General features: G+C 63.7%; 19 protein-coding genes. 16 read left to right on the top strand and 3 right to left on the bottom strand.

All coding sequences use genetic code 11. From position 1 onward, the window contains the following. Positions 1-59 precede the first annotated feature (59 nt). From VJS90_RS14755 to ispD, 7 genes are all read left to right on the top strand, one after another. Positions 60-1,007, top strand: coding sequence for an acetyl-CoA carboxylase carboxyltransferase subunit alpha (locus VJS90_RS14755; protein WP_324122384.1), 948 nt, complete (start codon positions 60-62; stop codon positions 1,005-1,007). An 87-nt stretch (positions 1,008-1,094) separates the two neighbouring features. Continuing rightward, on the top strand, positions 1,095-2,378 hold the full coding sequence (tilS, locus tag VJS90_RS14750) for a tRNA lysidine(34) synthetase TilS (protein WP_324122383.1): 1,284 nt from the start codon (positions 1,095-1,097) through the stop codon (positions 2,376-2,378). A 273-nt stretch (positions 2,379-2,651) separates the two neighbouring features. Continuing rightward, positions 2,652-4,280 carry a CTP synthase gene (locus tag VJS90_RS14745; RefSeq protein ID WP_324122382.1) on the top strand — a complete coding sequence of 543 codons (1,629 nt, stop codon included), beginning with the start codon at positions 2,652-2,654 and terminating at the stop codon, positions 4,278-4,280. A gap of 4 nt (positions 4,281-4,284) precedes the next feature. Then, on the top strand, positions 4,285-5,130 hold the full coding sequence (gene kdsA / locus VJS90_RS14740) for a 3-deoxy-8-phosphooctulonate synthase (protein ID WP_324122381.1): 846 nt from the start codon (positions 4,285-4,287) through the stop codon (positions 5,128-5,130). Positions 5,131-5,287: 157 nt separating this feature from the next. Beyond that, positions 5,288-6,577, top strand: coding sequence for a phosphopyruvate hydratase (eno, locus tag VJS90_RS14735; RefSeq protein ID WP_324122380.1), 1,290 nt, complete (start codon positions 5,288-5,290; stop codon positions 6,575-6,577). Between the two features lie 173 nt (positions 6,578-6,750). Beyond that, positions 6,751-7,029 (top strand): cell division protein FtsB, encoded by a 279-nt coding sequence (ftsB, locus tag VJS90_RS14730; RefSeq protein ID WP_158459606.1) that lies wholly within the window; start codon positions 6,751-6,753, stop codon positions 7,027-7,029. Next, entirely contained in the window at positions 7,026-7,733 is a 708-nt protein-coding gene (gene ispD, locus VJS90_RS14725; RefSeq protein ID WP_324122379.1) for a 2-C-methyl-D-erythritol 4-phosphate cytidylyltransferase, read from the top strand. Before ftsB ends, ispD begins: the two co-directional genes overlap by 4 nt. A gap of 95 nt (positions 7,734-7,828) precedes the next feature. Here the strand turns inward: ispD and VJS90_RS14720 are convergent, their stop codons facing one another. After that, the gene (locus VJS90_RS14720) at positions 7,829-8,731 is read right to left on the bottom strand and encodes a LysR substrate-binding domain-containing protein (RefSeq protein WP_324122378.1); all 903 of its coding nucleotides are present in this window, start codon (positions 8,729-8,731) and stop codon (positions 7,829-7,831) included. Positions 8,732-8,837: 106 nt separating this feature from the next. Here VJS90_RS14720 and VJS90_RS14715 point away from each other — a divergent pair, with 106 nt between their 5' ends. The 8 genes from VJS90_RS14715 (at position 8,838) to rpoS (ending at position 15,968) form a co-directional block, all read left to right on the top strand. After that, entirely contained in the window at positions 8,838-9,950 is a 1,113-nt protein-coding gene (locus tag VJS90_RS14715; protein ID WP_324122377.1) for an S-(hydroxymethyl)glutathione dehydrogenase/class III alcohol dehydrogenase, read from the top strand. Between the two features lie 8 nt (positions 9,951-9,958). After that, positions 9,959-10,813, top strand: coding sequence for an S-formylglutathione hydrolase (gene fghA / locus VJS90_RS14710; RefSeq protein ID WP_324122376.1), 855 nt, complete (start codon positions 9,959-9,961; stop codon positions 10,811-10,813). A 71-nt stretch (positions 10,814-10,884) separates the two neighbouring features. Continuing rightward, a complete protein-coding gene (gene ispF, locus VJS90_RS14705) occupies positions 10,885-11,358 on the top strand; it encodes a 2-C-methyl-D-erythritol 2,4-cyclodiphosphate synthase (protein ID WP_324122375.1) in 474 nt (157 codons plus the stop codon). Beyond that, positions 11,355-12,413 carry a tRNA pseudouridine(13) synthase TruD gene (gene truD / locus VJS90_RS14700; RefSeq protein WP_324122374.1) on the top strand — a complete coding sequence of 353 codons (1,059 nt, stop codon included), beginning with the start codon at positions 11,355-11,357 and terminating at the stop codon, positions 12,411-12,413. The genes ispF and truD overlap by 4 nt, the downstream gene beginning before the upstream one ends. Then, entirely contained in the window at positions 12,401-13,150 is a 750-nt protein-coding gene (gene surE, locus VJS90_RS14695) for a 5'/3'-nucleotidase SurE (RefSeq protein WP_324122373.1), read from the top strand. Before truD ends, surE begins: the two co-directional genes overlap by 13 nt. A 38-nt stretch (positions 13,151-13,188) precedes the next feature. Then, positions 13,189-13,827, top strand: coding sequence for a protein-L-isoaspartate(D-aspartate) O-methyltransferase (locus VJS90_RS14690; RefSeq protein ID WP_324122416.1), 639 nt, complete (start codon positions 13,189-13,191; stop codon positions 13,825-13,827). A 173-nt stretch (positions 13,828-14,000) separates the two neighbouring features. Then, positions 14,001-14,858, top strand: coding sequence for a peptidoglycan DD-metalloendopeptidase family protein (locus VJS90_RS14685; RefSeq protein WP_324122372.1), 858 nt, complete (start codon positions 14,001-14,003; stop codon positions 14,856-14,858). 102 nt (positions 14,859-14,960) lie between these two features. Then, complete coding sequence (gene rpoS, locus VJS90_RS14680; RefSeq protein ID WP_324122371.1) at positions 14,961-15,968, top strand: RNA polymerase sigma factor RpoS; 1,008 nt, start codon at positions 14,961-14,963, stop codon at positions 15,966-15,968. Between the two features lie 465 nt (positions 15,969-16,433). Here the strand turns inward: rpoS and fdxA are convergent, their stop codons facing one another. Continuing rightward, positions 16,434-16,757, bottom strand: a complete 324-nt coding sequence (fdxA, locus tag VJS90_RS14675) for a ferredoxin FdxA (protein WP_324122370.1) — start codon at positions 16,755-16,757, stop codon at positions 16,434-16,436. Between the two features lie 139 nt (positions 16,758-16,896). After that, complete coding sequence (gene mutS, locus VJS90_RS14670) at positions 16,897-19,464, bottom strand: DNA mismatch repair protein MutS (protein ID WP_324122369.1); 2,568 nt, start codon at positions 19,462-19,464, stop codon at positions 16,897-16,899. Positions 19,465-19,698: 234 nt separating this feature from the next. Here mutS and VJS90_RS14665 point away from each other — a divergent pair, with 234 nt between their 5' ends. After that, the gene (locus VJS90_RS14665) at positions 19,699-20,181 is read left to right on the top strand and encodes a CinA family protein (protein WP_324122368.1); all 483 of its coding nucleotides are present in this window, start codon (positions 19,699-19,701) and stop codon (positions 20,179-20,181) included. Positions 20,182-20,236: the final 55 nt, after the last annotated feature.

The raw sequence follows: 20,236 nt of genomic DNA, 5'->3' as shown, positions 1-20,236 counted from the left end.
TAGGGCGCCAAACGGATCAACCGGCCGGCCGCCTGGCCGTCGACCCTAGACGGATGCCTATGAACCCGAATTTCCTGGATTTCGAACAGCCGATCGCTGACCTGCAAGCCAAGATCGAAGAACTTCGCCTGGTTGGTAACGACAATTCGCTGAACATCGGCGATGAGATTGGCCGTCTGCAAGACAAGAGCAGCGCACTGACCGAAAGCATCTTCGGCAACCTGACCAGCTGGCAGATCGCCCGCCTGGCCCGTCACCCGCGCCGCCCGTACACCCTGGACTACCTGCAGCACATCTTCACCGAGTTCGAAGAGCTGCACGGCGACCGTCACTTCTCCGACGACGCGGCGATCGTGGGGGGCACCGCCCGTCTCGACGGCCGTGCGGTCATGGTCATCGGCCACCAGAAGGGCCGTGAAGTGCGCGAGAAAGTTCGCCGCAACTTCGGCATGCCGCGTCCGGAAGGCTATCGCAAGGCGTGCCGCCTGATGGAAATGGCCGAGCGCTTCAAGATGCCGATCCTGACCTTCATCGACACACCTGGCGCCTACCCTGGCATCGACGCCGAAGAGCGCAACCAGAGCGAGGCCATCGCCTGGAACCTGCGTGTGATGGCGCGCCTGAAGACCCCGATCATCGCCACCGTGATCGGTGAGGGTGGCTCGGGCGGCGCGCTGGCGATCGGTGTCTGCGACCAGCTGAACATGCTCCAGTACTCGACCTACTCGGTGATTTCGCCTGAAGGCTGCGCGTCGATCCTGTGGAAGACCGCCGAGAAGGCCCCTGATGCCGCCGAAGCGATGGGCGTCACCGCCGAGCGCCTGAGCAGCCTGGGCATCGTCGACAAGGTGATCGGCGAGCCCCTGGGCGGCGCCCACCGCAACCCGGCGGTCATGGCCGAGAGCATCCGTGCTGAACTGCTCCAGCAGCTCGACATGCTCGACAAGTTCGACCATGACGCGCTGCTCAAGCGCCGTTACGACCGCCTGATGAGCTACGGCCTGTAATTCAGGCCCCATGGGGGTGGGCCTGAACGGCTCATCTCCGTGGACGCTGTCCGGGTGGACCTTGCATCGCTCCACCGAGGTCCTCCCATGATCAACCTCACCCCCTGGCTCGGCGCTCCCGCCTGGTACATCGCCTTTTCCGGCGGGCTCGACTCCACTGTCCTGCTGCACCTCCTCGCGCATCACCGGCGTCACCACGATGCCCCTCCGATCCATGCCTTGCATGTTCATCACGGCCTGCAACCCGCTGCTGACGACTGGCCTGCCCATTGCCAGCAGGTGTGCGGCGAGCTCGGTATCGAATTGCGCGTGATCCACGTCCAGGTCGCCCCCGGCGCCAGCCTCGAGCAAGCCGCCCGCAACGCCCGTTATGCCGCGTTCGTCAACGCGATGGTCCCGGGCGCGGTGCTGTTCACCGGCCAGCACCGTGACGATCAGGCCGAGACCCTGCTGCTGCATCTGCTGCGAGGCGCAGGGGTGCGCGGGCTGGCTGGCATGCCAGGCGAGCGATCGTTGGGGCAGGGTAGCCTGGCGCGACCGCTGCTGGGCCTGTCGCGGGCGCAGCTGCAAGCGTACGCCGACGCCCATGGCCTGCGCTGGATCGAAGACCCCTCCAACGCCGATACCGTGCATGCCCGCAACTACCTGCGCCATCATGTGGTGCCGGTGATCCAGCAACGCTGGCCCCAGGCGACGCAGAATATCGCGCGCAGCGCGGAGCACCTGGGCGAGGCACTGGCGCTGCTGGACGAACTGGCCCGAGACGACCTCGACCAGGCCCGCGGCGCGAGCCCGTTCGACTGGCTGGGCCTGGACTCGCTGGACCTTCCGGCCTTGGCGCTGCTGTCGCCAGCCCGTCAGCGCAACGCCCTGCAATCGTGGCTGGCCGGGCGTACCCGGCTGCCTGACAGCCGGCACTGGGCTGGCTGGGAGGCCCTGCGCGACGCCGCCCATGATGCCCAGCCGCTGTGGCGGCTGACCGACGGCCAGTTGCAGCGCAGTCAGCAACGCCTCTGGTGGCTGGCTGGCGACTGGCTGAGGGCGCCGGCAGGCCCGGTTCCCTGGACCGACGCTGACGTCCCGCTGGCGCTGCCGGGCAACGGCAGTGTGCGGCTCAGCGGCAATCTGCCTCAGGGCCCGCTGCACATAGGCTATCGTCAGGGCTGCGAGTGTTTGCGGATGGAGGGGCGAGGGCACCGCGATCTCAAGCGCCTGCTCAACGAATCGCAGGTGCCGCAGTTCGTTCGCGCACGTCTGCCGCTGCTGTTCCAGGGCGATCGGCTGCTGGCCGTCGGCAACCTGCCGGCCCTCAGCCAGGGTCAATGGCAACTGCACTGGCAAGCGCCGACCAGCGCGCAAGGTTTGAGATGAAAGGCACATTCGGGTAGACTACGCTCCCTTCTTGATACAGCTTCTGTGCTTTCCTCGAAATCACGGGAGTTGCCGATTACCAAGCAGTTCTTTGCTGGGCGAATTTCTAAAAATGTTTAGCGAGCTCCATGCCGGGTCAACGACCCCCGGTCTGTCCAGACGCGGCAGTTTTTCAAGGTGCACTGTGATTGACGCTGGTGATCGGGGGCTTCGGCCTTCCTTCGCTTATCTTGGCGGCGCTGGCCGCTTTAACGCAGACTTCTAGGGTTTTTCATGACGCGCTACATATTCGTCACGGGCGGTGTTGTTTCTTCATTGGGGAAAGGCATTGCCTCGGCCTCCCTGGCGGCCATCCTGGAGGCGCGGGGGCTCAAGGTCACCATGCTCAAGCTGGACCCGTACATCAACGTCGATCCGGGTACCATGAGTCCGTTCCAGCACGGTGAAGTCTTCGTCACCCACGACGGTGCCGAGACCGACCTTGACCTGGGCCACTACGAGCGGTTCATCCGCACGACCATGACCCAGAACAACAACTTCACCACCGGCCGCGTCTACGAGCACGTGCTGCGCAAGGAGCGTCGTGGTGACTACCTGGGCGCGACCATCCAGGTCATCCCGCACATCACCGACGAGATCAAGCGCCGCATCATCAAGGGCGCGGGCGATGCCGACGTGGCCATGGTCGAAATCGGTGGCACCGTGGGCGACATCGAGTCGCAACCGTTCCTCGAAGCCATCCGCCAGTTGCGTTTCGAAGTCGGCGCCAAGCGCGCGATGCTGATGCACCTGACGCTGGTGCCGTACATCGCCACCGCCGGCGAGACCAAGACCAAGCCGACCCAGCACTCGGTCAAGGAGCTGCGCTCCATCGGCCTGCAGCCGGACGTGCTGGTGTGCCGTTCCGATCACCCGATCGACAGCTCGTCGCGCCGCAAGATCGCCCAGTTCACCAACGTTGAAGAACGTGCGGTGATCGCGCTGGAAGACGCCGACACCATCTACAAGATCCCGGGCATCCTGCATTCCCAGGGCCTGGACGATTTCGTCGTCGAGCGTTTCGGCCTGCAGTGCGGCAGCGCCGACCTGTCCGAGTGGGACGCGGTGGTCGATGCCAAGCTCAACCCGGAGCAGGAAGTCACCATCGCCATGGTCGGCAAGTACATGGAGCTGCTCGATGCCTACAAGTCGCTGATCGAAGCGATGAGCCATGCCGGTATCAGCAACCGCACCAAGGTCAACCTGCGCTACATCGACTCCGAAGACATCGAGAACCAGGGCACCGGCCTGCTCGAGGGCGTCGACGCGATCCTGGTCCCGGGCGGTTTCGGCCTGCGCGGTGTCGAAGGCAAGATCACTGCCGTGCAGTACGCTCGCGAGAACAAGGTCCCGTACCTGGGTATCTGCCTCGGCATGCAGGTGGCGGTCATCGAGTTCGCCCGTAACGTGATGGGCTGGAAAGACGCCAACTCCACCGAGTTCGACCGCAACAGCGGCCACCCGGTCGTGGGCCTGATCACCGAGTGGGCCGACTCCACCGGCGCCGTCGAGACCCGTACCGAAACGTCCGACCTGGGTGGCACCATGCGCCTGGGCGCCCAGGAATGCCAGATCTCCAGCGGCTCCAAAGTGCATGCCTGCTACGGCAAGGACGTGATCGTCGAGCGTCACCGTCACCGCTACGAGGTCAACAACAACCTGCTGCCGCAGATGATGGAAGCCGGCCTGCAGGTGTCTGGCCGCTCCGGCGACGGCGCGCTGGTCGAAGTGGTCGAGTCCAAGGACCATCCATGGTTCGTGGCGTGCCAGTTCCACCCCGAGTTCACCTCCACCCCGCGTGACGGTCATCCGCTGTTCAGCGGTTTCGTCAAGGCGGCACTGGCACAGAAGAACAAGGCCTGACTCCATGACCCAGAAGATCATCCGCGTCGGTAACATCGAGATCGCCAACGACAAGCCGTTCGTACTGTTCGGCGGCGTCAACGTGCTCGAGTCCCGTGACCTGGCCATGAAGGTCTGCGAAGAGTACGTGCGCGTTACCGAAAAGCTCGGCATCCCGTACGTGTTCAAGGCCAGCTTCGACAAGGCCAACCGCTCGTCCGTCTCCTCCTTCCGCGGCCCAGGCCTGGAAGAGGGGATGAAGATTTTCGAAGAGATCAAACGGACCTTCAATGTCCCGGTGATCACCGACGTGCACGAGCCCCATCAGGCCGAGGCCGTCGCCAAGGTCTGCGACATCATCCAGCTGCCGGCCTTCCTGTCGCGCCAGACCGACCTGGTGGTGGCGATGGCCAAGACCGGCGCGGTGATCAACATCAAGAAGGCGCAGTTCCTCGCGCCCCAGGAAATGAAGCACATCCTGGCCAAGTGCGAGGAAGCCGGTAACGACCAGCTGATCCTCTGCGAGCGTGGTTCGAGCTTCGGCTACAACAACCTGGTGGTGGACATGCTCGGCTTCGGCCTCATGAAGCAGTTCGAGTACCCGGTGTTCTTCGACGTGACCCACGCCCTGCAGATGCCGGGTGGCCGTTCGGATTCCGCCGGCGGCCGCCGCGCGCAGGTCACCGACCTTGCCAAGGCTGGCATCAGTCAGGGCCTGGCCGGGCTGTTCCTCGAGGCTCACCCTGATCCGGACAACGCCAAGTGCGACGGTCCATGTGCCCTGCGCCTGGACAAGCTGGAGCCGTTCCTGACCCAGCTCAAGCAGCTCGATGACCTGGTGAAGAGTTTTCCGACGGTAGAAACCGCATAAAAGCTGTTTTCTCGGGTAAAGTACCGCCCGTTCCACCCCTGACCAGCCGGTCGGGGGCTGCCTCCACCCGGTCTGCCCTTTGCAAATCCGCCGGGTGAACGGCCCGAATTTCCCAAAGCTGCAGTTGTTTTCGTCAATTCCTGGAGTGCTTACAACAATGGCAAAAATCGTCGACATCAAAGGTCGTGAAGTTCTCGATTCGCGTGGCAACCCCACCGTGGAAGCCGATGTACTGCTCGACAACGGCATCATCGGCAGCGCCTGCGCGCCGTCCGGTGCTTCCACCGGCTCGCGCGAAGCGCTCGAGCTGCGTGATGGCGACAAGAGCCGTTACATGGGCAAGGGCGTCCTGAAGGCCATCGGCAACATCAATGGCCCGATCCGCGACCTGCTGCTGGGCAAGGACCCTGCGGACCAGAAAGCCCTCGACCGCGCCATGATCGAACTGGACGGTACCGAGAACAAGGCCAAGCTGGGCGCCAACGCCATCCTCGCCGTGTCCCTGGCCGCCGCCAAGGCCGCCGCCCAGGACCAGGACCTGCCGCTGTACGCGCACATCGCCAACCTCAATGGCACTCCGGGCCAGTACTCGATGCCGGTGCCAATGATGAACATCATCAACGGCGGCGAGCATGCCGACAACAACGTTGATATCCAGGAGTTCATGGTTCAGCCGGTCGGCGCCAAGACCTTCTCCGACGGTCTGCGCATGGGCACCGAGATCTTCCATCACCTCAAGGCTGTACTGAAGGCCCGTGGCCTGAACACCGCCGTGGGTGACGAAGGCGGCTTCGCGCCAAACCTGACCTCCAACGAAGATGCCCTGTCGGCCATCGCCGAAGCCGTGGCCAATGCAGGCTACAAACTGGGCACCGACGTGACCCTGGCGCTGGACTGCGCTGCCAGCGAATTCTACGAGGAAGGCAAGTACAACCTGTCTGGCGAAGGCAAGTCGTTCGACGCCGAAGGCTTTGCCGACTACCTGAAGGGCTTGACCGAGCGCTTCCCGATCATCTCGATCGAAGACGGCCTGGACGAGTCCGACTGGGCTGGCTGGAAGATTCTCACCGACAAGCTCGGCGAGAAGGTGCAACTGGTCGGCGACGACCTGTTCGTCACCAACACCAAGATCCTCAAGGAAGGCATCGAGAAGGGCATCGGTAACTCGATCCTGATCAAGTTCAACCAGATCGGCTCGCTGACCGAAACCCTCGAAGCCATCCAGATGGCCAAGGCCGCCGGCTACACCGCGGTGATCTCGCACCGTTCCGGTGAAACCGAGGACTCGACCATCGCCGACCTGGCCGTGGGTACCGCCGCCGGCCAGATCAAGACCGGCTCGCTGTGCCGCTCTGACCGTGTATCCAAATACAACCAGCTGCTGCGCATCGAAGAGCAACTGGGCGCCAAGGCTGTGTACCGCGGTCGGGATGAGTTTCGCGGCTGAGCAAGAGATGGTAAAAAGACAGCAGCTGCGGCAGGCTGAACCTTCGTCCCATTGAAGGTTCAGAAGCCTCTTGCAGGTTTCTGTCCACGAAGCCTGGCCTCGGCCAGGCTTTGTGCTATCCGAAGCCTGCGTCTGAAGTTTCAGTGCGGCGGTCTTTAACCCTGGATAACGTGATGCGCAGTCCCTATTGGTTGTTTCTCATCCTGCTCCTGCTGTTGGGTGGCCTGCAGTATCGCCTCTGGGTCGGTAATGGCAGCCTGGCCCAGGCGGCCGACCTGCAGAAGCAGATCGCCGAACAGCACACGGAGAACGAGCGGCTGCTCGAACGCAACCGCGTGCTGGATGCCGAGGTCCTGGAGTTGAAGAAAGGCATGGAAACCGTGGAAGAGCGGGCCCGTCACGAATTGGGAATGGTGAAGGAGGGCGAGACCCTCTACCAGCTGCCACAATGACCGATACCTTGCCGGCCTTCTGGGCCGTGATTCCTGCCGCGGGCGTAGGTGCCCGCATGGCTGCCGACCGTCCCAAGCAATACTTGCAGCTAGGTGGCCGGACCCTTATCGAGCACAGCCTCGACTGTTTTCTCGATCATCCCTCGCTCAAGGGGGTGATTGTCAGCATTGCCGCCGAAGACCCGTACTGGCCTGGCCTGCGGTGCGCGCAGGATCCCCGCATCCAGCGTGCCGCCGGCGGCGAGCAGCGCGCCGATTCGGTGCTCAACGCACTCCTGCTGCTGCATGCCCAAGGCGCCGCGGACAGCGACTGGGTGCTGGTGCATGATGCCGCGCGCCCGAACCTCGCGCGCGGCGACCTCGACCGCTTGCTCGCGGAGCTGGCCGATGATCCGGTGGGCGGACTGCTCGCGGTCCCGGCCCGCGACACGCTCAAGCGGGCCGACGCCAGCGGCCGGGTGAGTGCCACGGTCGACCGCAGCACGATCTGGCAGGCCTTCACTCCGCAGATGTTCCGCCTGGGTGCCCTGCATCGGGCGTTGGCGGACGGCCTGGTGGCGGACGTGGTGATCACCGACGAGGCCTCGGCCATCGAGTGGGCTGGCCAGGCGCCGCGGCTGATCGAAGGGCGCAGCGACAACATCAAGGTCACCCGCCCGGAGGACCTGGAATGGTTGCGCCAACGGTGGGCATTGCGGGGATGAGGACTCGCCGAAGCTGAAGGCGTCTATGCGCCAGACGTGCTATTCAGAGAATGCACAAAGCAAGGGCGAGTCCTGGATCAAGCGTAGCGCTTTTTTCATGAAGCTGCTTCGCTGTATTGCGGCAATCGCGCCAAGCCTTCTTTCAGATAATCCACCAGCCGGCGCACCTTCGGCGAGAGGTGGCGCTGCTGCGGATACAGCGCCCAGACGGCGGTATTGGGTGGCTGATGGGTCTCGAGCAACGACACCAGCGCCCCGCTCTGCAGATGTTCGCGCACGTAATAGTCGGGCAACTGACATAACCCCACCCCCTGCAACGCGGCATCCAGCACCGCCTGGCCACTGTTGCAGCGCCAGTTGCCCTGCACCCGCTGGCTGAGCTCGCGGCCTTGCTGCTGCAATGACCAGATATCCGAACTGCCGATCAGGCAATTGTGGCGGGCCAGCTCCGAGAGGCTGTGCGGGCGGCCGTAGCGCTCCAGGTAGGACGGTGAGGCGCACAGGTACATGCGCCTGGGCGCCAGGCGGGTGGCGACCAGCCGTGAGTCCTGCAGGCGTCCGAGACGAATCGCCAGGTCCATGCCTTCGTGCAGCAGGTCGAGCGACCGGTTGCTCAGTTCGATCTCGATGCGCAGCTGCGGGTACAGCGCCATGAATCGCGTCACCAGTGGCACGATGAAACGCTCGCCATAGGCCACCGCGCAGGTCATGCGCAGCAGGCCTTTGGGCTCGCTGGCAAGGTCACCCATGGCGCGCAGCGCCTCCTCGTGGCCATCCTGCAGGCGCTGGCAGTGCTGCAGAAAGGTCTGCCCAGCTTCGCTCAAGGTCACCCGCCGCGTGCTTCGATACAGCAGGCGGGTTTGCAGGCGCTCTTCCAGCCGGGCGATCTGCCGGCTGACATGCGAGGAGGAAACGCCCAGTCGCTCGGCTGCCGCGGTGAACTGGCCCGATTCGGCGACGGCCACGAATTCATCAATGCCTTCCCAGCGATTACTCATTGATTGTCCCAGTACAGCAATAATGTTTTGACATTGACTGGATTATTCATCAAATGCTGGTGAATTACACTGATGGACTGAATTCCTACACCCCTGGAGACCTTTGATGATCAAGTCCCGTGCCGCCGTAGCCTTCGAGGCCAAGAAACCGCTCGAAATCGTCGAAGTCGACGTTGCCATGCCCAAGGCCGGTGAAGTCCTGCTGCGCGTGGTTGCCAGCGGTGTCTGCCACACTGACGCCTACACCCTGTCGGGTGCTGATCCTGAGGGAATCTTTCCTTCGATCCTCGGCCATGAGGGTGGGGCGATCGTCGAGGCAGTGGGCGAGGGCGTCACCTCGGTAGCCGTCGGCGACCACGTGATCCCGCTGTATACCCCGGAATGCGGTCAGTGCAAGTTCTGCCGTTCCGGCAAGACCAACCTGTGCCAAGCCATCCGCGCCACCCAGGGCAAAGGCCTGATGCCCGATGGCACCACGCGTTTCTCCTACAAGGGCCAGCAACTGTTCCACTACATGGGTACCTCCACGTTCTCGGAGTACACCGTGCTGCCGGAAATCTCGGTGGCCAAGATCCAGAAAGAGGCCCCGCTCGAGAAGGTCTGTCTGCTCGGCTGCGGCGTGACCACCGGCATCGGCGCGGTGCTCAATACCGCCAAGGTCAAGCCAGGCGACACCGTGGCCATCTTCGGTCTGGGCGGCATCGGCCTGTCGGCGATCATTGGCGCGGTCAAGGCCAAGGCGTCGCGGATCATCGCCATCGACATCAACCCGGCCAAGTTCGAGATCGCCAAGCAGCTCGGCGCCACCGACTGCATCAACCCTAAGGACTACGACCGTCCGATCCAGGAAGTCATCGTCGACCTGACCGACGGCGGCGTGGACTTCTCCTTCGAGTGCATCGGCAATGTCCAGCTGATGCGCGCGGCGCTTGAGTGCTGCCACAAGGGCTGGGGCGAATCGGTGATCATCGGCGTTGCCGGTGCGGGCCAGGAGATCGCCACCCGCCCGTTCCAGCTGGTCACCGGCCGCGTCTGGCGTGGTTCGGCGTTCGGCGGCGTGCGTGGCCGCAGCGAGCTGCCAAGCTACGTGGCCATGGCCGAAACCGGCGAGATCCCGCTGGACACCTTCATCACCCATACCATGGGCCTGGAGGACATCAACAAGGCCTTCGACCTGATGCACGAAGGCAAGAGCATCCGCAGCGTGATCCACTTCTGAGGTCAGTCATGAGCCTGGAAAACATCTCCTGCCAGAAAAGCTTCGGCGGCTGGCACAAACGCTACAGGCACACCTCGCCCGTGCTGGGCTGCGACATGGTGTTCGCCGTGTACCTGCCGCCTCAGGCCGAGCAGGGCGAGAAACTGCCCGTGCTGTACTGGCTCAGCGGCCTGACCTGCACGGACGAGAACTTCATGCAGAAGGCCGGTGCTCATCGGCTTGCCGCCGAGCTTGGGCTGATCATCGTCGCCCCCGATACCAGCCCGCGTGGCGAGCAGGTGCCGGGTGACCCGGATGGGGCGTGGGATTTCGGCAAGGGCGCCGGTTTCTATCTCAATGCTACCCAGCAGCCATGGGCCACGCACTATCGCATGCACGACTACGTGGTGGATGAGTTGCCCGCGCTGATCGAGGCGCACTTCCCCGCGTCTGGCCAGCGCAGCATCAGCGGCCACTCCATGGGCGGACACGGCGCGCTGGTGTCGGCGCTGCGCAACCCGGGGCGCTACCGTTCGGTGTCGGCGTTCTCGCCCATCTGCAATCCGCTGGATTGCCCGTGGGGCGAGAAGGCGTTTTCCCGTTACCTGGGTGACGACCGCGCGCGCTGGCGCGAATGGGATGCCAGCGTGCTGCTGGCGGAGACGCCGGCCGGGCAGTGTCCGCCGCTGTTGGTAGACCAGGGCGATCGCGACGATTTCCTGGTCAACCAGCTCAAGCCCGAGGCGCTCGAGCAGGCCGCGAAAAAAGGTGGCCACGAGCTGACCTTGCGTTTGCAGCCAGGTTACGACCACAGCTACTACTTCATCGCCAGCTTCATCGAGGAGCACTTGCGCCATCACGCCGTGGCGCTAGGGCGGCTGTAGCCCGACAAAGCCCGCCCAAGGCGGGGCAAAGCAGGTAGAATCACGCCCTGACTCAATCAGGGCGTTTTTCTATGCGTATTGGCCACGGCTACGATGTGCACCGCTTCACGGACGGCGATTTCATTACCTTGGGCGGGGTGCGCATCGCGCACAGATTCGGCCTGCTTGCCCACTCCGACGGCGATGTCGTATTGCACGCCCTGAGCGACGCATTGCTGGGCGCCGCCGCGCTGGGCGACATCGGCAAGCACTTTCCCGACACCGATCCGCAGTTCAAGGGCGCCGACAGTCGCGTGCTGTTGCGCCACGTGGTCAAGGTGGTCCTGGCCAAGGGCTGGAAGGTCGGCAACGTCGACGCCACGATCGTTGCCCAGGCGCCGAAAATGGCGCCGCACATCGAGACCATGCGCCAGTTGATCGCCCAGGACCTGGACGTCGGACTCGACCAGGTCAACGTCAAGGCCACCACCACCGAGAAGCTGGGCTTCGCCGGTCGCGAGGAGGGCATCGCCGTGCACGCGGTCGCCTTGTTGCTGCCAGCATGACCGAATTCGAACTGCTTGGGCCACGCGCCTGCGGCGAGGCGCTGGGCACTGCCGTGCTCAAGGCTGTCGCCGAAGACTTCCAGGTCGACGAGGTGCTGGACATTCCGCTCTCGGGCCAGGGCGAGCACCTGTGGCTGTGGGTCGAGAAGCGTGAGCTCAATACCGAGGAGGCGGCCCGGCGCCTGGCGCGTGCGTCAGGCGTGCCGCTGCGCAATATCAGCTATGCCGGCCTCAAGGACCGGCAGGCGCTGACTCGCCAGTGGTTCAGCCTGCACTTGCCTGGCAAGGCCGACCCTGACCTGTCGCGTGCAGAGGACGATAGCCTGCGCATCCTCAAGCAGGTGCGCCACTCGCGCAAACTGCAGCGCGGCGCCCATTCGGCAAACGGCTTCACCCTGCGGCTGACCGCGCTGGCCGCTGATCATCCGGCGCTGGACGCGCGCCTCGCGCAGCTCAAGCAGCATGGCGTGCCGAACTACTTCGGCAGCCAGCGCTTCGGCCATGCCGGAGGCAACCTCGTCGATGCCCGCGACTGGGCCGCCCGCGCAGCCCTGCCCGAGCAGCGCAATGTCCGCTCGCGCCTGCTGTCGACCGCACGCAGCTTCCTGTTCAACCAGGTGCTCGCCGCGCGAGTTGCCGATGGCAGCTGGCAACGGGCCCAGGTGGGCGACCTGCTGGCGTTCACCGATAGCCGCAGTTTCTTTCCCGCCGGTGAGCAGGAATGTTCCGATCCTCGCCTGGATATCCTCGACCTGCATCCGACAGGTCCGCTCTGGGGCGAAGGCCCGACACCCGCGCAGGGCGTGACGGCCGTGGTGGAACAGCGCATCGGTGATGCGGATGCGGCACTTTGCCAGTGGTTGGCTCGGGCGGGCATGGGTCACGAACGTCGCATTCTGCGGCTCCCTATTGGTGAGCTGACGTGGCATTATCCGGAGCCTGATATCCTGCAACTGCAATTCGTCCTGCCGGCCGGATGCTTCGCCACCGTCGTGGTGCGCGAGCTTGTGGATCTGGTGCCGGCAGGGCAGACGGACAGCCCATGCGTATTCTGATTTCGAACGACGACGGTGTAACCGCACCCGGACTTGCCGCGCTGCATGCCGCGCTGGCGGACTACGCCGACTGCGTGGTCATCGCCCCGGACCAGGACAAGAGTGGCGCCGGCAGCTCGCTGACGCTTGATCGTCCCCTGTGCCCGCAGACCCTGGCCAATGGCTTCATCAGCCTCAATGGCACGCCAACCGACTGCGTGCACCTGGGGCTCAACGGCCTGCTCGAGCAGACCCCCGACATGGTGGTCTCGGGCATCAACCTGGGCGCCAACCTGGGCGATGACGTGCTGTACTCCGGCACCGTCGCCGCGGCGCTCGAGGGGCGCTTCCTGGGCGGCACCTCGCTGGCGTTTTCCCTGGTCTCGCGCCAGCCCGACAACCTGCCGGCGGCGGCGCACATCGCACGCCGCCTGGTGGAGGCCCAGTCACGTCTGGAGCTGCCTGCGCGCACCGTGCTGAACGTGAACATCCCCAACCTCCCGCTGGAGCACATCCGTGGCATCCAGCTCACCCGCCTGGGGCATCGGGCACGGGCTGCGGCGCCGACGCGGGTGGTCAACCCACGGGGCAAGGAGGGATACTGGATCGCGGTCGCCGGAGACGCCGAGGACGGTGGGCCAGGCACCGATTTCCACGCCGTGATGCAAGGCTACGTGTCGATCACTCCCTTGCAGCTCGATCGTACCTTCAACGACGCCTTTGAGCGTCTCGACGGCTGGCTGGAGGGGCTGCTGTGATGCGCGAACAGGACGACCGGATGCGTCATGGCATCGGCATGACTTCCCAGCGCACGCGCGAGCGCCTGATCCAGCGCCTGATCGAGGAAGGCGTGACCAGCACCCAGGTGCTTGACGCGCTGCGCCGGACCCCGCGCCACCTGTTCGTCGACGAAGCGCTTGCGCACCGTGCCTATGAAGACACCGCCTTGCCGATCGGCCACAACCAGACCATCTCGCAGCCCTTCATGGTTGCGCACATGAGCGAGTTGTTGCTCGAGGCCGGTCCGCTGGACAAGGTCCTGGAGATCGGTACGGGGTCGGGCTACCAGACCGCCATCCTGGCCCAGCTGGTCGAGCGGGTTTTCTCGGTCGAGCGGATCAAGGTCCTGCAGGACCGCGCCAAGGAGCGTCTGGTCCAGCTCAACCTGCGCAACGTGGTGTTCCGCTGGGGCGATGGCTGCGAGGGATGGCCAGCGCTTGCGCCCTATAACGGCATCATCGTCACCGCGGTTGCCTCCGAAGTGCCGCAGGCCTTGCTGGACCAGCTCGCGCCCGGCGGACGGATGGTCATTCCGGTAGGCGCGTCAGGGGAGCTGCAGCACCTGATGCTCATCGTGCGTGAAGAGCACGGGTTCTCAAAACGCGTGCTGGGCGCGGTGCGGTTCGTGCCTCTGCTCAACGGGCCCCTGGCCTGACCCGCGGCGGTAATATTTGCGGCGGCTGCGAATTCTCCAGGCGCAGTCCTGTCTATCTGGCGGGGCCCTTGCCGTGATGGTGGGTTTCGCCCCAGGTGTCGAACCCTGACGCGGCAGGGTTATAGTTGAAACAATATTGCATTTGATAACGTCACCATGAGAGGAAGCGGCGGGTGGGTCATACAATCATTCAGCAGCGCAGGGATCGATCGAGCTTCAAGCTTCTGGTGATTGCACTGGCCACGGGCATGCTGCTGGCCGGCTGCTCCAGTACCCCCTCCGGCGGCGCCCGGGTGGTCGATCGCAACAATGCCGTTCCCAAGCGCCCCACGGTGACCTCGGGGCAGTACATCGTCAGGCCGGGCGACACGCTGTTTTCTATCGCGTTCCGCTATGGGTGGGACTACAAGGAGCTTGCCGCGCGCAATGGCATTGCCGCCCCCTATACCATCCGCCCGGGACAGCCGATACGCTTCAGCAGTGGTGCCGCAGGGAGCACCACCGTGGTCTCCGGACCCTCGTCCGCGAGCAAGACGACGGTCATTCGTCGGCCAGTGGCCACTACCTCCGGAGCCCCTTCCAGCGCCAGCAAACCGGCGTCAACAGTGGCCGTTGCCACGTCGGCCGCGCCAGTTCAGGTGCCCGCCGCAGAGCGATCCGCTGGTGGCTGGGCATGGCCCGCAAACGGCGTGGTAATTGGCAAATTTGCTTCAAACGGTAGTTTGAATAAAGGCGTTGATATCGCCGGTGATTTGGGACAGCCTGTTTTTGCTGCTGCAAATGGATCAGTGGTTTACGCCGGGAGTGGCTTGCGGGGCTACGGCGAGCTGATCATCATCAAGCACAGCGATACCTATGTCAGTGCCTACGGTCATAACCGCAGGCTTTTGGTTCGGGAGGGGCAGCAAGTCAAGGTTGGGCAGACTATTGCCGAGATGGGGTCCACAGGCGCTGACCGGGTGAAGCTGCATTTCGAGATTCGCCGCCAGGGTAAACCCGTCGACCCACTGCAGTTTCTGCCAAGCCGCTGATTGCTGTCCTGGCCTGTCCTGACATAGTGGGGACAGGCTCAAGCGCTGCCATGGAATGGTGCCGCTCGAGTCTGAGTTCGAACTCAGCAAAGGACTATAACAATGGCTCTCAGTAAAGAAGTGCCGGAGTTTGACATCGACGATGACGTTCTCTTGATGGAGACGGGCATCGTTTTGGAAACGGACGTGGTGTCAGACGAACCTGCTGTACCTTCGGTTCGGACCAGGGCCAGCAAAGGCTCCTCGCTTAAGCAGCACAAGTACATCGACTACACTCGCGCACTTGATGCTACTCAGTTGTACCTTAATGAAATCGGATTCTCGCCTCTTCTGTCGCCTGAAGAGGAAGTTCATTTCGCGCGGCTGTCGCAACGGGGTGATGCGGCGGGCCGCAAGCGCATGATCGAGAGCAACCTTCGCCTCGTGGTGAAGATCGCGCGGCGCTATGTCAATCGCGGGCTGTCCTTGCTCGACCTGATCGAGGAGGGCAACCTTGGCCTGATTCGCGCGGTGGAGAAATTCGATCCTGAGCGCGGCTTCCGGTTCTCGACCTACGCGACCTGGTGGATTCGCCAGACCATCGAGCGGGCGATCATGAACCAGACCCGCACCATTCGCCTGCCGATTCACGTGGTCAAGGAACTCAACGTCTACCTGCGCGCGGCACGCGAGCTGACCCAGAAACTCGACCACGAGCCTTCCCCGGAAGAGATCGCCAGCCTGCTTGAAAAGCCGGTGGCCGAGGTCAAGCGCATGCTGGGCCTCAACGAGCGCGTCTCTTCGGTGGATGTTTCCCTGGGTCCGGATTCGGACAAGACCCTGCTTGATACCCTGACCGATGACCGGCCCACCGATCCCTGTGAGCTGCTACAGGACGATGATCTGTCCCAAAGCATCGATCAGTGGCTGGGCGAGCTGACCGACAAGCAGCGCGAGGTGGTGATTCGCCGCTTTGGCCTGCGTGGTCATGAGAGCAGCACGCTCGAAGACGTCGGGCTGGAGATTGGCCTTACCCGCGAGCGGGTGCGCCAGATTCAGGTCGAGGGCCTCAAGCGCCTGCGTGAGATCCTTGAAAAGAATGGCCTGTCCAGCGAGTCGCTGTTCCAGTAACGCTGCTCGCTGCGCAAGACGCCCCGAACTCGGGGCGTTTTTGTTTGTGGGGGAAAGCTTTCATCCGCCACCTTCGTTGCTTTGCGTGTAAGCGTTCGCTTACTCGTCGTGTAAGTCATTGCAGCATGGATCAGTAAATCATTGTCGTTTTCAACGTCGTACTTTACTTAACCTACTGTTTTAAATGAGCTTTTTAAAAATGGGTAGGTGTGTCTGCGGAATCTTCTTGAGAGGTTTTGCGCTTGCCCGTCACGGTGAAAGGGCTAGTATCTGACCTGTGTCCAGGGAATGACACAGGCTTTCAAGGATGACGGCCATGGACATCGCAGGATGCGATTCATCAGGATGATGAGCAAGGACTACAGGGACTACGGAAAAAAATGTGGGCGGGTCAAACCGCCCCTTTTTTTCGCCTGCAGAAAATGAAAAAGGCCCGCAAGGGGCCTTTCGATGAAGCGTTGAAACTCAGCGTTCCAGGTCGGCGATCTTGCCGGTCTTGCCATCCCACTCTTCAGCGTCTGGCAGGGCGTCCTTCTTCTCGGTGATATTTGGCCAGATCTCAGCCAGCTCGGTGTTCAGCTCGATGAAGTTCTCCATGCCGGCAGGTATTTCATCTTCCGAGAAAATGGCTTGGGCAGGGCACTCAGGCTCGCACAGTGCACAGTCGATGCACTCATCCGGGTGAATGACCAGGAAGTTCGGGCCTTCGTAGAAGCAGTCCACCGGACACACTTCTACGCAGTCGGTGTATTTGCACTTGATGCAGTTGTCGGTGACGACGAAGGTCATTTCTAATTCTCTCCTCAGGCTACGGCAGCGTGCCCTTCCTTACAGGGCAGCGCGGTTTACAAGTGTGGCTGCAGGCCAGGCTAGGTGCCTGCAGCACCGGCAAACCGCGCGGGATTCTATCAGCTTGTGTGTCAGGGCGTTATAACAGAGTCTTCAGTGCATAGAGCATTTCCATAGCTTGACGAGGGGTCAGGCCGTCCACGTCAAGTTTTCCGAGCTTGTCGATCACCGGATGCGGCAGGTTGGCGAACAGGTCGCTCTGGTGCGGCACGTTAGGCGTGCCGCCCGCGGCAACCGGCGCATCCTGGGGCAGACTGGCGGTTTCCAGGCGGCTCAGGTGCTCCCGCGCGCGCTGGATGACCGGCCCTGGCACGCCTGCCAGTTGCGCCACTGCCAGGCCATAGCTCTGGCTGGCGGGTCCAGGCAGCACATGGTGCAGGAAGACGATGCGTTCCTTGTGCTCGGTGGCGTTCAGGTGCACGTTGGCCACCAGTGGCTCGCTCTCCGGCAACACCGTGAGCTCGAAGTAGTGCGTGGCGAACAGCGTGTAGGCACGAAGCCTGGCAAGCCGCTCGGCGGCGGCCCAGGCCAGCGAGAGACCGTCGAAGGTGCTGGTGCCGCGGCCCACTTCGTCCATCAGCACCAGGCTGCGGTCGGTGGCGTTGTGCAGGATGTTGGCGGTCTCGCTCATCTCGACCATGAACGTCGAGCGGCCACCGGCCAGGTCGTCGCTCGAGCCGATCCGGGTGAAGATGCGATCGACCAGCGACAGCTCGCAGCGCGCCGCGGGTACGAAGCTGCCGATATGCGCCATGAGCACGATCAGCGCCGTCTGGCGCATGTAGGTCGACTTGCCGCCCATGTTGGGACCGGTGATGATCAGCATGCGCGTGCTGTCGTCCAGGGTCAGGTCGTTGGCCACGAAGGGGGTGGTCAGTACCTGTTCCACCACCGGGTGACGGCCTTGCTCGATACGCAGGCAAGGTTCGTCGACAAAGCCCGGGCAGTTGAGGTCAAGGGTAAGCGCGCGCTCGGCAAGGTTGCTCAGCACGTCCAGCTCCGCCAGCGCCGCCGCGGTATCCTGCAGCGGGGCCAGGTGGCCGATGAGGTTCTCGAGCAGCGCGTCGTAGAGCATCTTTTCGCGCGCCAGGGCGCGGCTCTTTGCCGACAGCGCCTTGTCCTCGAAGGCCTTGAGCTCCGGGGTGATGAAGCGCTCGGCGCCCTTGAGCGTCTGGCGTCGTATGTAGTCGCCCGGCGCCTGTTCGGCCTGCTTGCTCGGCAGCTCGATGAAGTAGCCATGCACGCGGTTGTAGCCCACCTTCAGGTTGGCAAGGCCGGTACGGGCTTTCTCACGGGCTTCCAGGTCGATGAGGAACTGGCCGGCGTTCTCGCTCATGGCCTGCAGCTCGTCCAGTTCCGCGTCGTAGCCGGTCTTGAGCACGCCACCGTCGCGGATTACCGCGGGCGGGTTGTCGATAACGGCCTTTTCAAGCAGCCCGGACAGTTCCGGGTAGGTACCGGCGATGGCCGCCAGGCGCGCGAGGTGCGGCGCCTCGAGTTCGGCCATGGCGTTCTGCAGCTCCGGCAGCGCCCCCAAGGCATCGCGCAGGCGCGCCAGGTCGCGCGGGCGGGCATTGCGCAGGCCGATGCGGGCGAGAATCCGCTCGATGTCGCCGATGTCCTTGAGCTGCGGCTGCAGTTTTTCGAACCGGTAGCCATCGAGCAGGCAACGGATCGAGCCCTGGCGTGCGAGCAGCACCTTGAGGTCGCGTAGCGGGCGGTTCAGCCAGCGGGTCAGCAGGCGGCTGCCCATGGCGGTCTGGCAACGGTCGATCACCGACTGCAGGGTATTGTCGCGGCCACCGGCCAGATTGACGTCCAGCTCCAGGTTGCGGCGGCTGGCGCCGTCGAGCACCACCGTGTCGTCCAGGCGCTCATGGCGCAAGCTGCGCAGATGGGGCAGGGCGGTACGCTGGGTTTCCTTGGCATAGGCCAGCAGGCAGCCGGCGGCGCCGATGGCCAGGGTCAGTTTCTCGCAGCCGAAGCCTTTCAGGTCCTGGGTCGCGAACTGCTGGCACAGGCTCTTGCGTGCCGAGTCGCGATCGAAATCCCACGGCGCACGGCGGCGGCTGCCGCGGCGTTTCTCGGCGGGCAGGCCCTGTGGCCAGTCATCCGGGTACAGCAGCTCCACCGGGTTGATGCGGTCGAGTTCGGCCAGCAGGTTTTCCCAGCCCTTGATTTCCTGCACCGTGAAGTTGCCGCTGGTGATGTCCAGCACCGCCAGGCCGAACAGGCGCTCGTCGCCCAGCAGCGCCGCGATCAGGTTGTCGCGGCGCTCGTCCAGCAGGGCCTCGTCACTGACGGTGCCCGGCGTGATGATGCGCACCACCTGCCGCTCGACCGGCCCCTTGCTGGTGGCCGGGTCGCCGATCTGCTCACAGATCACCACCGACTCGCCAAGCTTGACCAGCTTGGCCAGGTACCCCTCCGCCGAATGGAAAGGGATGCCACACATGGGGATCGACTGGCCCGCCGACTGGCCGCGCGCGGTCAGGGTGATATCCAGCAGTTTCGCGGCTTTCTTCGCGTCTTCGTAGAAGATCTCGTAGAAGTCGCCCATGCGGTAGAACATCAACTGGTCGGGGTGCTGGTTTTTCAGCCGCCAGTACTGTTGCATCATCGGGGTGTGTGCGGAGAGGTCAGACATTCAGGGCCTTACAGCGGTGAGTCTAGTTAGACGATTGCGGATTGGGGCGGATTCTACAGGTTTTGAAAGCGGCTTGGGGACCTGTGGTGGCTTGGGAGAGGGGTGGCAGGATGCATGTCTTGAGATGTGCGGCGCCCTTGGATCGAGCACCGCCCGATAATTCAAGACATACACCCAGCCGCCCTCACAAAGCACCACGGTGCTAGGGTATGCACCACCTTCAAGGAGCCCGCCATGGACCCGATCACCCTTCTTTCCACCCGCCTGGGTGAACATCTGCGCGATCTGAATGCCCAAGTAAGCACGGCCGAGTCATGCACCGGTGGTGGCATCGCCGAGGCGATCACACGGATTCCCGGCAGCTCGGCGTGGTTCGAGGCAGGTTACGTCACCTACTCCAACAGGCAGAAGACGCGCCAGCTGAATGTCCCTTCCATGCTGTTCGAGACGGTGGGTGCGGTCAGCGAAGAAGTGGTCCAGGCCATGGCCACTGGCGCCCAGGCGGCCAGCGGCGCGCGCTTCGCCGTGGCCGTCAGCGGCGTCGCCGGGCCCGATGGCGGCTCGCCTGCGAAGCCGGTGGGCACGGTCTGGCTGGCCTGGGCCGATGGCCCACGGGTGCGCTGCGAGCGCCGCCAGTTCGAAGGCGACCGCGAGGCAGTCCGTCGGCAAACGGTGATCGCCGCGCTGGAAGGCTTGTTACAGCTTGGCACCGAGTAAATGCCAGGCGGGGGTAGGCGGAAACGAATCCCTGTGGAATAATACTGGCTACTTA

Source organism: Pseudomonas sp., assembly GCF_035277045.1.
In the GTDB taxonomy this organism is placed as follows: domain Bacteria; phylum Pseudomonadota; class Gammaproteobacteria; order Pseudomonadales; family Pseudomonadaceae; genus Aquipseudomonas.
This window is presented reverse-complemented; position numbering and strand designations above follow the sequence as displayed.